The organism is Micromonospora pisi, from assembly GCF_003633685.1.
GTDB classification, from domain to species: Bacteria; Actinomycetota; Actinomycetes; order Mycobacteriales; family Micromonosporaceae; genus Micromonospora_G; species Micromonospora_G pisi.
Window position 1 is genome coordinate 87,499 of the sequence record NZ_RBKT01000001.1, and the last position, 13,350, is coordinate 100,848.

At 66.5% G+C, this 13,350-nt stretch carries 12 protein-coding genes; 7 read left to right on the forward strand and 5 right to left on the reverse strand.

Going from position 1 to position 13,350, the window contains the following annotated elements; translation table 11 throughout:
• Nucleotides 1-115 precede the first annotated feature (115 nt).
• Nucleotides 116-1,093: a hypothetical protein gene (locus tag BDK92_RS00435; RefSeq protein ID WP_121153545.1), complete on the forward strand. Its 978-nt coding sequence runs from the start codon at nt 116-118 to the stop codon at nt 1,091-1,093.
• Between the two features lie 173 nt (nt 1,094-1,266).
• Here BDK92_RS00435 and BDK92_RS00440 read toward each other — a convergent pair whose 3' ends face one another.
• Nucleotides 1,267-2,142: a DUF1963 domain-containing protein gene (locus BDK92_RS00440; RefSeq protein ID WP_211348975.1), complete on the reverse strand. Its 876-nt coding sequence runs from the start codon at nt 2,140-2,142 to the stop codon at nt 1,267-1,269.
• 411 nt (nt 2,143-2,553) lie between these two features.
• On the opposite strand from BDK92_RS00440, the gene BDK92_RS00445 reads away from it, so the two are divergent.
• Entirely contained in the window at nt 2,554-3,717 is a 1,164-nt protein-coding gene (locus tag BDK92_RS00445; protein WP_121153549.1) for an IS110 family RNA-guided transposase, read from the forward strand.
• Between the two features lie 25 nt (nt 3,718-3,742).
• Here the strand turns inward: BDK92_RS00445 and BDK92_RS00450 are convergent, their stop codons facing one another.
• From BDK92_RS00450 to BDK92_RS00460, 3 genes are all read right to left on the reverse strand, one after another.
• The gene (locus tag BDK92_RS00450; protein WP_425462200.1) at nt 3,743-4,987 is read right to left on the reverse strand and encodes an IS110 family RNA-guided transposase; all 1,245 of its coding nucleotides are present in this window, start codon (nt 4,985-4,987) and stop codon (nt 3,743-3,745) included.
• 288 nt (nt 4,988-5,275) lie between these two features.
• The gene (locus tag BDK92_RS00455; RefSeq protein WP_121153551.1) at nt 5,276-5,770 is read right to left on the reverse strand and encodes a nuclear transport factor 2 family protein; all 495 of its coding nucleotides are present in this window, start codon (nt 5,768-5,770) and stop codon (nt 5,276-5,278) included.
• Nucleotides 5,754-6,377 carry a DUF3995 domain-containing protein gene (locus tag BDK92_RS00460; protein ID WP_121153553.1) on the reverse strand — a complete coding sequence of 208 codons (624 nt, stop codon included), beginning with the start codon at nt 6,375-6,377 and terminating at the stop codon, nt 5,754-5,756. The genes BDK92_RS00455 and BDK92_RS00460 overlap by 17 nt, the downstream gene beginning before the upstream one ends.
• Nucleotides 6,378-6,926: 549 nt before the next feature.
• Between BDK92_RS00460 and BDK92_RS00465 the strand changes: the two genes are divergently transcribed.
• Nucleotides 6,927-8,045, forward strand: coding sequence for an IS630 family transposase (locus BDK92_RS00465; RefSeq protein WP_121161412.1), 1,119 nt, complete (start codon nt 6,927-6,929; stop codon nt 8,043-8,045).
• A gap of 334 nt (nt 8,046-8,379) precedes the next feature.
• Here the strand turns inward: BDK92_RS00465 and BDK92_RS00470 are convergent, their stop codons facing one another.
• Nucleotides 8,380-8,649, reverse strand: coding sequence for a hypothetical protein (locus BDK92_RS00470; RefSeq protein ID WP_121153555.1), 270 nt, complete (start codon nt 8,647-8,649; stop codon nt 8,380-8,382).
• Between the two features lie 560 nt (nt 8,650-9,209).
• On the opposite strand from BDK92_RS00470, the gene BDK92_RS00480 reads away from it, so the two are divergent.
• From BDK92_RS00480 to BDK92_RS00495, 4 genes are all read left to right on the forward strand, one after another.
• Complete coding sequence (locus tag BDK92_RS00480) at nt 9,210-10,532, forward strand: carboxylesterase family protein (RefSeq protein WP_211348978.1); 1,323 nt, start codon at nt 9,210-9,212, stop codon at nt 10,530-10,532.
• Nucleotides 10,533-10,609: 77 nt separating this feature from the next.
• On the forward strand, nt 10,610-10,921 hold the full coding sequence (locus BDK92_RS00485; RefSeq protein ID WP_121153559.1) for a transposase: 312 nt from the start codon (nt 10,610-10,612) through the stop codon (nt 10,919-10,921).
• A complete protein-coding gene (locus BDK92_RS00490) occupies nt 10,918-11,844 on the forward strand; it encodes an IS3 family transposase (RefSeq protein ID WP_121153561.1) in 927 nt (308 codons plus the stop codon). The genes BDK92_RS00485 and BDK92_RS00490 overlap by 4 nt, the downstream gene beginning before the upstream one ends.
• Nucleotides 11,845-12,143: 299 nt before the next feature.
• A complete protein-coding gene (locus BDK92_RS00495; RefSeq protein WP_121153563.1) occupies nt 12,144-13,307 on the forward strand; it encodes an IS110 family RNA-guided transposase in 1,164 nt (387 codons plus the stop codon).
• Nucleotides 13,308-13,350 lie beyond the last annotated feature (43 nt).

A 13,350-nucleotide genomic window follows, 5' to 3' on the forward strand; every position in this document is an offset into this window, starting at 1 on the left:
GATCACCGTAGGCAGTTTGTCGGCCACGCCACGTCCGCCGAGCGCTCGTGGTTCCGGGCCAGCGGGCGACGCATCAGACATACGCGATCTCCACCGGCGCAGCTAGGCTCCTCGCGTGTATTTCGTGGAACGGTCGCGCGTGGACTCCCCGCTCAGCAAGATGGTCTTCCACGTGCCGGACACGACAGTGCTCGGTTGGTTTCAGCACGCCTGGCATCACGAGGACCCGGAAGCGTTGCTAGACGCCGAGATCGGCGGCGGCTCCTACGGTCTCGACTCGATCTTCGAGGCGATTGAGGAACACCACCTGCCCTGCCCGCAGACCCTTGACGAGCTGCGCGAGCTCCTAGGCGAGCACCTCTGGATCGAATCTGACGACCCGATCCGCCTCGACGAGCGAGGGCTGCGAGTGCGTACCAACGACGACGAGGTAGACCTGGCCTACTTCTTTCTCGAGGACGAGGCAGTCACAGCCCACCCCGACCGGCTCATGTACCTCGTAAACCACACCTGGCCGCTGCCGTCCAGCGCCGGAGCGCCCAGCGCGACCTTTACCCCTGACGTGGCGCTCCGCGTCGTCAACCCACCCGGGTCCGGTCCAAATTCCGTCTACGCGGTCCGCATCAGCTGGCAGCACACCGACCACAACGGCACGAACCTGGACCAGCGGGGAGCGATCGTCTTCCCCGGCGTCAGCTTGCCCGGACTCTCCGACCACCTACGCCGTATCGGCGATTCCGTGTCCCGGGAATGCTTCGACGCCGACCTACTGCGCTCTCTAGTCGGGCCCGGCGACGACAGCATCGGTCCCGCCATAAACCGTTACATCGCCCTCGAATCCTACGACCTGTCGATTTTCGGAGAATGGACGGCGCCCAGCCACGAGCAAATCCTGCAATGGAAGCTGCCGGAGCCACCGCTGAAGGCCCGCGTCGCGGTGGACGAGCACCTCGCTCAGGCCGCTCGATACATCGACGACTTCTTCGGTTATGAGCAACTGTTCCTCTTCGACACGCAATGGGCGGCCGCGCATCCCGACCTGGCCCTGTCCCTGCTCCGCTACGCCGCCCACTGGGACCCGTTTGCTTCGTGACGGGTATCCCGAGCGCACAGGTACAACACAGGTTCCCGACCGGCAGAACAGGTCGACACCAGAAGCTGTGACTAAACTTGCCCATCCGCTCTTCGGCAATAGCGGATGCCCAGCATCTGGCGTCGGCATCGCCGGCAATGCAGATCGTGGCCGTATCCGGCGCCGCCGGTGTTCTATGGGATCAACTCAGCCACGGAAAGTGCTTCGTCCAGCCGACCAGCGGCCAGGTCGTCGTGACGGATCACGAAACTACCGTCACTCCGGTAATAAAGCTCGTTGTCTACGGGAAAGTGGGCGAGCGACACCCACTCACTCGTCAGCCGGTGCGTTTCCTTCTCCACATGGGAATACCATTTCGCGACCGGGATGACGATCTCGCCGGTCTTCTCGCGCCACGCGAGGGTCTGCTCCGCAATACTCTTGACTACCTCCTCGTCGGCATACCCGCCGATATAGGCGCTGGCGTACCCGTTGTCAGGCGGCCAGAGATCGTTGGCCAGAGCACAGAGTTCGTCAAGGTGCGGCAGGTCACGCTCGAGGTCACGGGCCAACTGCTGCTGGAAGGGCGACAGGTCGTCCTCGTCCTCGTCGTCCGCCCCGAACCAATCGGGGAACTCCGCGCGCAGCCTGGCGCCGACGTCGTACTGCTCGCCGACGAACGCGTCGTCGGTGGATCCTGTCGCCACCTCGGTATCGGTACCGGCCGGCACATACACGACGCGCCCGTACCTCCGCTCCCCGGTGGCAGCGGCCTGCTCGTGGTCCTGGAAGAACAGCAGCGAGCCGTCTGCCGGCAGGCCGAAGCCGTCGACTCTTGGCAGCGCCGCACAGTCGACCGAGAAGATGAACGGCAACGGACTGACCCCGTCGGACGGCCAGTCCATGCCCACCGGCAGCCGGGGCAACCCACCGAACTGCCCGACCGGAACACCGCCGGATCCCCCGCTCAACCGGATCGACAAACGGAGGTGCTGGATGAACCGGCTGACCTCGTCGTCCGGGATGCCCAACGCGAGCGCTGCACGACGAAACTGCCCCTGATGATCCACAGCGCAACATGGTGCCACGTGGGCGAGCCCGGCGACCGGGTGCCCCACGGCCGCACGCGCTGACGTCGGCATCGCTGCCGCCGTGATCGGGTGCGCACATCTCGACAGTTCCGGGCTCCGGTCGCAGCCGACGGCCGACACGGAGCGCGGCGGCTCCGGCTGAGGGTGCCGCCGCGCGGTCGGCGGCTACTTATCTACTGGTGTTACGACCGCAGCCCGGCCAGGCTTGGTCGAGGTGACCGGCAGGGTCGCTCTTTCGGCGGCTGCCCACCGCAATTTGGTGTGGCTCTCATCTGGCATGCGTCCTGCCGGTCACCGTGGCGCGGAGAGGATCCAGAGGGGAATGCCCAGCTCGAAGTAGCGCTGCCCTCCTCGCCGGATTCAGCCCCGGTTTGATCGAGGAGGACGAGCGTGGGACAGGTCATTATCGGTATGGATCCGCACAAGCGGTCCGCGACCATCGAGATCATCAACCACCGCGAGAAGGTCCTCGCGCAGGGCCGGTTCACCACCGACCGCGACGGCTACCAGACGATGCTGAACCTCGGCCGGCAGCACAAGGACCGGGTCTGGGCGGTGGAGGGTTGCAACGGCATCGGCCGGCACATCGCTCAACGTCTCGTCGCCGACGGTGAGACCGTGGTGGACGTGCCGGCGAAGCTGTCCGCGCGGGCCCGGGTGTTCGACACTGGTCAGGGCCGCAAAACGGACCCGGTCGACGCCCACAGCGTCGCCGTGGCAGCCCTGCGGGCGAAGGGTTTGCGGCAGGTCACCGTCGACGATGTGACGGTTGCGTTGAGGCTGCTGGTGGACCACCGCGATGGTCTCGGTCACGCCCGCACCGACCTGCTCAACCGCATCCACAAGCTGCTGCTGGAACTGCTGCCCGGTGGGGCGAAGAAGTTCCTGTCTGCCGCCCAGGCGCGGACCCTGCTCAACACGATCCGGCCACGCGATCTGGTCGGGCGCACCCGCCGCCGGCTGGCCTCCGAACTGATCACGGAACTGGTGCAGGTCGACAAGAAGATCAAGGCCGCGAACAAGGAACTGACCGAGCTCGTCGAAACCACCGGCAGCAGTCTGCAGGGCCTTAACGGCATCGGCCCCTCCGGCGCCGCCCGCCTGATCGGCGACATCGGTGACATCAGCCGATTCGCCAGCCGCGGGCACTTCGCCTCCTGGAACGGCACCGCACCCCTGGACGCGTCCTCGGGCGACCAGCAACGCCACCGCCTGTCCCGGGCCGGGAACCGACGCATCAACCGGGCCCTGCACATCATGGCCGTCGTCCAACTACGCCACGACACCGAAGGCCGCGCCTACTACCGGCGCAAACTCGCCGCTGGCAAGACACCGATGGAAGCCATGCGCGCACTCAAACGCCGGCTGTCCGACATCGTCTACCGGCAAATGATCAAAGACGCCAAGGAGGCCGGGACGGGCCCGGGAGGACACGTGGGGGCGACACTTCAATCCAGCGCGGCCGATCAAATCCCCATGATCGACACTTCGGAACAGTCACTTCCCGGACCCGCCGGACCCCAGCCTAGAACACCACTACTCGCCGCCTCTTGACACAGAGGTGTCCCTATGACGCGTGTCAAGCCGTTGTTGTGGTGCCGTCGTCGTTCGACGGGACGGTGGGTTGGTAGGGGGTGCGGTCGCGGACCATGGCGTAGAGGACGTCGGTGCGGCGTCGGGCGAGGCAGAGAAGCGCTGAGGTGTGGTTCTTGCCCTCGGCGCGTTTCCGGTCGTAGTAGGCGCGGCTGTCAGGGTGCTTCAGGCTGGCGAACGCGGACAGGTACAGGGCTTGTTTGAGTGCCCGGTTCCCGCGCTGGGGCTGGCGTTCGCTACGGATGGTGCGTCCGGACTGGCGGGTGACGGGCGCCAGTCCGGCATAAGCAGCGAGGTGTCCGGAAGTACGGAACGTGCTGCCGTCGCCGAGGGTTAGCAGCAGCGCGACCGCGGTTCTGGCTCCGACGCCGGGCATCGAGATGAGCACCTCGACGAGGGGGTGCTCCTTCAGAAGGGTGTCCAGGTCGTGGGCGACAGACACCCGCTCGTCCAGGACCGCCAGCAGTTGGGCGGCGACACCGCTGATCACCCGCCCGTACTGCACGGTGGCGGGGATGACGACGCTCTGCTGTTCCAACGCGGTGTGGATCTGCGCCGGCAGGGTCAGCGCGAGACGCCGTGACCGTGGTGCCAGCGCTTGACGCAACGCGTCCTCGTCGAGTGCGCAAAGCTGCTGCGGAGTCCCTGCCGCGGTGAGTAGTTCCAGCACACCGCGGCGACGGAAGTGCTTGCCGAGTAACCGTTCCAGGGCTGGATGAACGTGTAGCAAGGCGTCGTGCAGCCGGTTGGTCAGCCGGGTCGCCTCGGCGGCGAGGTCGGCGTCGTAGCCGGCAAGCACACCCAAGGCGGTCACGGTCTCTTCGTCCGGGCCGACCCGCCGCAGGGTGTGCGGCAAAGTCCGGGCGGCGTCGGCGATGACGAATGCGTCTCGCGCGTCAGTCTTGCCCTCACCGGGATACAGGTCTGCGATGCGTCGCATCGCCAACCCAGGAAGGTAGCCGACCTCGATGTTCATGCTGCGGGCGACCGCGATCGCCAACGCCCCGATCGACGCGGGCTGGTCGACGACCATGAGCAGCCGGCCGTGCTCCGCCAGCTCGGCGAACAGCGCCCGCAGGGCGGGCTCGTCGTTAGGCAGCGCACGCTCGACCAGCCGCCGCCCGTCACGGTCGAGAGCCACCGCGTAGTGGGTTTCCCGGGCTACGTCAACGCCGCAGAAGATCTCGAATCCGCGGCCCCCGCCGGGGCTGATGTCATGGGACTTGGTCAACAGGCGCTCCTTGTCACGGTGGGTAGGCCAGCCGCGGACGACGCGCCGGCAGCCACGTTACAAAGGCCTCCACACTGCACCGGCCAGGTCCCTATAAGCGGTCACGAACGCCCTGCGGTCCCGGTGACACCACCTCTGAGATCATGACGACAGGAGCCATGAGTCATGCCGAAACCGCTGGCCTACACCCCCAACACGAGGGCTCCAAGAACGTAACGGGTGCCAGATGAGGGCGTCTCGATCGGCGGTGGGGCGTTCATTGGCGGCGATTGCTGACAGAAGGAGCTGCTACCGGGGTGCCAATCTCGGCATGATTCTTTGTTCACCGGTGGCGGCCATCGAGTGCATCGCGCCGCTGGCGAGCGGGATCAGCCTGGCCAGGCCCGGCTGTCCGTTGCGTCGGGCCAAGTCGGGCCCGAGGCGAGTCATCAGCAGAGTGAGCGCCGGCAAGGGCCGGACGTAGAGGGTGATGTCGCTGATCAGGCCGTCGGCGCCCAGGCGCAACCGCTGGGCTTCGTAGAGACGCGTCGCGCCGACCTGCGCCTCGTAGAAGAGCGCCACGGTACGGCCCTCGGCGACCTGGTCGGTGTAGGTGATGTCATCGATCGCGGCCAGGGCCACTTCGAGCAATGTGCGTACTTGCCGGTGGCCTTGGAAGGTGAACTGCTCGGTGATCGGCGAGACCAGAGTGACATCAGGGCTGAGGGCGGCGACCGCACCGGCGGCGTCACGGGCCTCGCCGGCGGCCCGCCACGCGGCGACGGCGTCATACGACTGATCCACGGATACTCCCTTGTCTGCTGTGGTTATCAGGGGCTTCGTTACTGCAAGTCCGCGCCGGTGGAAGCGGGTCGGTGGAACGCGCCCGCGATCCAGGTAGACCGCAGCCCGCACACAGACGGATCCGGTGATCGTTCGGAGCGCTTTCCGCTGATCGGCGGCCGTAGGAGACGGTTGCCCCAACCAGCAACACGGCCCCTGTGAAGAAGTAGGTGTTGATCCCGATGCCGGTCCAGAACTCGACCGTGGAGATGTCTGCGGCCCCCACAAAGCCGCCGCGACGGATACCTGCGACCATCAGCAAATTCTCGGCCATTCCTGGAACACCCCGGATGACGAGCAGCAGGCTGCCACAAAACAGCGGCGTCAGAAGTATCCACCGGGGAAGATGTTGAGCCCACGGGCGGACTGTGGCGAGGACGACGACCGCCCCGACGGCCGACATCGAGATGAGCACAATGTTGAAGATCACATAGGCCCTCATGCCCCAGGGTCCGTCACCGGTCGGATCGTCACCGGGGAAGAACACCAGGATCACATGGGACACCACAAAGAAGATCAACCATGCGAAGGCGCCGTGCGCCCAGCGAGGACCTCTGAAAGCGTGCATACCAGCAGCATCGCCAAGCCAGCACGACAATGCCTCCCTCCTTGGGTGGGTCTAACTCCCCCAGAAGAGCGAGGCGCGGGAGTGTCAAAGCACTCGACTCAGCAGTTCCGCATGCTGAGCGACTACGTCGTGGTCGGACCCGACGCTGGACGCGCTGCGGCGTCGTTCCCGCGACGCCCGACGCGGTACCACTACGACATCCCCACATCACAAACCGTTGGTTGGACAGACCTGTTCGTGCAGCATTGCCGCGAGCACCGATGGGATGCCACCCTGGAACCCGCTGCAGCTGTCGGGGTACGGCTTGGAGTGCAGAGCCAGGTACACGATGAGCTACAAAGATCCACAAGCCGCCGCATCGACGTCGGGTGCATCGAGGACTGCCGTCGGCCACCAGGACGGCTGCCTGATCTAACTACGTTGGGTCACAGGAGGACGGAAGGATGAGCGTGGATCGCGGCTAGTGCTCTGACCACAAACGTTCGCGGTGTTGGATGACACGCCGCTGCGCCTGCAGGCGCAGGTGCGTGGGTGGTTCAGGCTGGGGCGGTGGCAGAACCTGTTCGAGTACGCCGATTAAGTGATCAAGAGGGTCAGCGGTTGCAGCGCATGGTGCGCCGTGGGACTGGCTCGACGGTGCGGCTGCGGCGGGCGATGGTCGTGCTGGCCTCCGCGGGCGGTAACAGCGTGCCGGTGATCGCCCGCCTGGTGCAGGCCGATGAGGACTCTGTTCGGCAGGTGATCCACCGGTTCAACGAGATGGGGATGCCCAGCCTGGACCCTCAGTGGGCGGGTGGCCGTCCCCGCCAGATCAGTGATGACGATGAGCAGTTCATCGTCGCGACGGCCAACACCCGCCCGGCCACGCTCGATCGGCCGTTCACCCGGTGGAGTATCCGCAAGCTCGTCGACTACCTGGCCGTCAACCCGGATCGGGGTGTCGTGATCAGCCGGGAACGGCTGCGGCAGTTGCTGCGCAAGCATGAGATCACGTTCCAGCGGACGAAGACCTGGAAGGAGTCCACTGACCCGGACCGGGAAGCGAAGCTGACCCGCATCGAGCACGTCATGCAGCACTTCCCGCAACGGGTGTTCGCCTTCGACGAGTTCGGGCCGTTGACGATCCGTCCGCAGGCCGGCTCCGGCTGGCGACCGAAAGGCAAACCGCGCCGGCTGCCGGCGAACTACCACAAGCTGCACGGAGTCCGGCAGTTCCACGGCTGTTACTCGGTCGGTGACGACACCATGTTCGGTGTCGTCCGTCAGCAGAAATCCGCCAAGAACACCCTGGCCGCGCTCAAGTCGATCCGCGCGGCCCGGCCGGACGGTGCACCGATCTACGTCATCCTCGACAACCTGTCCGCGCATAAGGGCGCAACGATCCGGGGGTGGGCGGCGCGGAACAAGGTCGAGTTGTGTTTCACACCGACATACGCGTCCTGGGCGAATCCGATCGAGGCCCACTTCGGGCCGCTACGCACCTTCGTGATCGCCGGCTCGGACCACCAGAACCACACGACGCTGACCCGCCATCTGCATCAATACTTACGCTGGCGGAACACCAACGCCCGCCACCCCGACGTCCTGGCAGCCCAACGCCGTGAACGCGCCCGCGTCCGCAGTGAACGCCAACGACGCTGGGGTCAGGCCCCCGCCCGCGCAGCCTGAACACACCAGCCGCCGGTCATCAGCCTGCACTGAAATGCGCCGGATCATAGTGCCGCTGTCCCACGACGCAGTGGTAGCAGCGCTCGACCTCACCGTCAGCCTTGTACCACTCATGGTCACCGCAGTCAGCCGTGCCCTTACTCGCCAGGCCACGGTTGACCAGGAACCACGGCAGCCCTCTCCGGATCTTCGTCCTCCACCGGAACCGTCCACGAGCCGTCCTGGTCATCGCCACACCGTACGACGAGATGATCCGACGGCGAAGCCGGTAACCAACCCGGCGAACGTTTGTGGTCAGAGCACTAGATGCGGACTCGTCCACTGCGCGAGCGGGTTATCCCTCGGCAGCGGGTCGGCTCCGTACCACCAGCTCGTCGATCTCCAAACGGCCGACGCGCAGCTCCCGCACCACCGCCCGGCGGATAGCTAACCGCCCGATGACCAGCACCCCAACGGCCACGGCCCCAACGGCCAGCGCCCCGACGGCCAGGGCGCCGAGCGACGCCGCCCCCGCAGCCCGCGCGCCTGTAGCCGCCGCGCCCGTCGCCACCGCACCGTCGGCGCGCGTCCCGGCCAACCGCATCAGGCGAACCTCTCGCTTCATCCCCCCATTATCCGCGCACCGCCGGCCGCCCGATCCCCACAGATCCCGGATGTCACCCCACCGCCCCTATCTTCGTCCGTACCGCCCGCCGCCAATCGCTGCATCCGGCGCCGAAGGGCGGAGGTGAACGGGCGGGCCGAGTCGCGGCTTCACAGGCCAATCCGGCAGGCCGCGGCCAAGACAGTGTCCCGGCACTGCTGCGCCGCATCGCGGACAGCATCGAACAACGGCCCGGCATCGAAGTCCAGGACGTCACCCTGCACAGCGAGGTCACCGCCGACGGAGCCGACGGGCCGCGCGCTATCTGCGGCATGTGCGTGCACCGGGTCTCGGTGGTGGCCGCCTGGGTGATCGTGGCAACATCGCCGTGTGCCGGCCGCCGAGCAGAGTGTCCCGTTCGGTGGGACCTCGTGACTCCCTCGTTCTGGATAACCGGTCAGGCCGCATCTACCGTTGAAGCGAATGACCGCTCTTTGAAGGAGTTGGCGTGGCCGCCCTAGCCCCCCAACGCCGTCGACACATGCTCGGGCGCCGCATGAAGGCGACCGAAAGTGCCCGTCGTGGCTGACCCGGCCGAGCGACGCTTCGCTCTTGACGCCGGAGTCGTCGTAGGTCGGGTCGACGGCGATGTAGTGCGGGCGCTGGGCATTCCGTACGCGGAGGCGCCACGGTTCGCTCCTCCGGTTCAAGTCATGCGATACGAGACACCGGTCAACGCATTCCAGCGGGCGCCGGCCGCGCCGCAACTGCCGCCGAAGCTGTTCGATCGGTTGATCGGCCGCGACGACCTGGGCACGACTGAGAACTGCCAGCGGCTGTCGGTCACCGCGCCGGCCACCCTCGGCGATGACGAGCGGCTACCGGTACTGGTCTGGATCCACGGCGGCGGCAACGTCGCGGGAGCCGGTGATCTAGCCCAGTATGATCCCCGCGCGTTCGTGGCCGAACAGCGTGTGATCGTCGTCGCGGTCACCTATCGGCTCGGGATGCTCGGCTTCCTCGGTGACGGCGCCGACGTGCCTGCAAACCTTGGCCTGCTCGACCAGCTGACAGCACTGTGGTGGGTTCGGGACAACATCACCGCATTCGGTGGTAACCCCGATTTGGTCACAGTGTTCGGCCAGTCCTCGGGCGCGGACGCGATCGCGCACCTGATGATCAGCGAAGGTGCAGAAGGGCTGTTCCGGCGGGTGATCATGCAGAGTGCCCCACTTGGCGTCACCACGGGCCGAGCCGCCATGACCGACGCGATGCTCGCGGCCGTCGGTGAGTTGTCACGGGACGCCCCGGTCGAGGAGATCATAGCGTTGCAGCCGGTGGCGGAGCGGGCAGCGCGACGGTTTGGGATGGCAAGCAGAATGCCGTTCGGGGTGCAGTACGGATTCCCGCCGGTACCGGGTGAGGCCGACCGGGATAGGGCCTGGCAAGAGGCGGCCCAGCGCGTCGATGTCTTGATCGGCTGCACTCTGGAGGAGACCGGCGTAGTCGCGGCCCTCGTTCCAGCCCTCAAAGGTGTGTTCCGATTGCCGGTGATCGGTAGCCGCGCGCGGCGGCTGATCGTGACGCCGTCCACCCGCAGCATGTACGACACGCCTGCCCGACGGTTTGTTGTCCGGCACCGAACGGCGGGTGGTCGCGCATATCGGTACCGCATGACCTGGCGGCCATACGACAACGGTTACGGGGCCGCACACCTCACCGACCTGCCACTCTTGCTTGGCACACGCCAGGCATGGCAAGGCGCGGCGCTGCTCGGGTCAACTGACTGGGCTGACGTGGAAGGCCGGGGTTACGTCGTTCGCCGTATCTGGGCCGAATTCGCTAGAACCGGCACGGTGCCAGACATCCAGGCGAACGACACGATCACCGTCCTGCCGGACTGACAACGTCTGCCGTGAGCCACCCCCGCTTTCATGGAGCTTCTTGATCATGGTCTGATGGCCGTGGGGAGGAAGTTTCTGTGGTCGCACCGAAGAAGTACCCCGATGAGCTACGTCAGCGTGCTGTGCGTTTGTACCGCGAGTCGGACCCGAAGCCGGTGATCCGGCGCCTGGCCGAGCAACTCGGCGTGCATCACGAGGCGTTGCGGAACTGGATCAGGCAGGCCGAGGCTGATGCGGGTGAGCGTCACGACCGGCCCACCAGCGAGATGGCCGAGGAGAACCGGCGGCTGCGTAAAGAGGTAGGCGAGCTGCGGCGGGCGAACGAGATCCTGAAGGCGGCGAGCGCGTATTTCGCGGCGGAGTTCGACCCGACCCGGCGACGGTCATGAGGTTCATCCACGAACATCGTGACCAGTTCGCGGTCGCGCTCCTACTACGGGTCCTCAACATCGGCGCCTCGACGTACTACGCGTGGGTCAAGCAGGCCGAACAGCCCTGCGACCGCGACGTGGTCGACCTGGGCCTGCTCTCCAACATCCACGAGGTCTGGGCCACGTCCGGGCACACCTACGGCGCGGACCGGGTACACCGGCAGCTACGCCGCGACGGCATCCGGGTGGGCCGCAAGCGGGTCGAGCGGTTGATGGCCGCCCAGGGCTGGCAGGGCGCGTTCCTCCGTCGCGGCTGGCGCGGCGGCTCCACGAAGCAGGACCCACGGCACACGCCGGCACCGGACCTGGTCAACCGGCAGTTCACCGCTGCCGGGCCGAACCGGCTGTGGGTCGCCGACGCCACTCGCATCCCCTGCGGCGAGGGCGTGTTCTGGCTCGCTGCGGTCCGCGACGTCTTCTCCCGCCGCATCGTCGGGTGGAAGACCTCCGACCGCTGCGACACCGACCTGATCCTCGCCGCCCTCGAATACGGCATCTGGTCCCGCGACGTCCGCGACGGCCAGTTGATCCACCACTCGGACAGGGGCTCGAACTACACGTCGTTCCGCTTCACCGAACGCCTGCAAGACAACGGAATCCTGCCCTCGATGGGCTCCGTCGGCGACTCGTACGACAACGCACTGATGGAGAACTTCTGGTCCACCCTGAAGATCGAACTGGTCTACCGCACGAGCTGGCGGACGCGAGACGAGGCCGAGAACGCGATCTTCGCCTACATCGACGGCTGGTACAACACCCGCCGCATCCAAAAGGAACTCGGCTACCTCAGCCCCGACGAGTACGAAACCGCCTGGCGTATCCGCCAGAGCAACCCAGCCGAGCCACCTATCGCCACCCCTGCGCCGGCCGGCAGCAGGTAACCACCGCTCCATCAAAGCGGGGGGAACTCAGCCGATCATCACACCCCATGAGCTTCCCGCGCATCCGCTCATCGGCTACTTATGTACTGGTGCTACGACCGCAGCCAGGCCAGGCTTGGTCGAGGTGACCGGCGGGGTAGCTCTCTCATCGGCTGCCCACCGCGAGTTGGTGTGGCTCTCATTTGGCATGCGTCCTGCCGGTCACCGTGGCGCGGAGAGGCTCAAGAGGGGTCTGCCCAGCTCGAAGTAGCGCTGCCCTCCTCGCCGGATTCAGCCCGGTTTGATCGAGGAGGACGAGCGTGGGACGCGTCATCATCGGCATGGATCCGCACAAGCGGTCCGCGACTATTGAGATCATCAACGACCGCGAGCAGATCCTTGCCCAAGGCAGATTCGCCACCGACCGTGATGGCTACCAGGCGATGCTCAAGGTCGGCCGACAGCACAAGGACCGTGTTTGGGCGGTCGAGGGCTGCAGCGGCATCGGCCGGCACATCGCTCAACGCCTCGTAGCCGACGGGGAGACTGTGATCGACGTGCCGGCGAAGCTGTCCGCGCGGGCCCGGGTCTTCGACACCGGTCAGGGCCGCAAGACCGACCCGGTCGACGCCCACAGCGTGGCCGTCGCGGCGTTACGCGCCAAGGGCTTACGGGAGGTGGCCGTCGACGACGCGACCATCGCGCTGCGACTACTGGTCGACCGTCGCGATGGTCTTGGTCATGCCCGTACAGACCTACTCAACCGCATTCACAAGTTGCTCCTGGAACTGGTGCCCGGCGGGGCGAAGACGTTCCTGTCCGCCCCGCAGGCCCGGACACTACTCAACACGGTCCGACCCCGTGACCTGGTCGGATCCACCCGCCGGCGACTCACGTCAGAACTCATCACCGAGCTGGCCCAGGTCGACAAGAAAATCAAGGCCGCGAACAAGGAGCTCAGCGAACTCGTCGCCGCCACCGGCAGTGGTCTGCAGGACCTCAACGGCATCGGCCCGTCCGGCGCCGCCCGGCTGATCGGCGACGTCGGTGACGTCAGCCGGTTCGCGACCCGTGGCCACTTCGCCGCCTGGAACGGCACCGCGCCTCTGGACGCCTCGTCCGGCGACCAGAAACGCCATCGACTGTCCCGGGCCGGGAACCGGCGCATCAACCGGGTCCTGCACATCATGGCCATCGTCCAGATGCGGCACGACACCGAAGGTCGCGCGTACTACCGGCGCAAACTCGCCGCGGGCAAGACCCCGATGGAGGCCATACGCTGCCTGAAACGACGCCTGTCCGACGTCGTCTACAAGCAGATGATCAAAGACGCCGCATCGGCGAGGACGGGCCCGGGAGGACACGTGGGGACGACTCTTCAATCCAGCGCGGCCGACCCAATCCCCATGGTCGACACTTCGGAACAGTCACTTCCCGGACCCGCCGAACCCCAGCCTAGAACACCGCTCCTCGCCGCCTCTTGACACAGAGGGGTGCCAGTTTCGGACGTGGGTCGACACCCGAGGT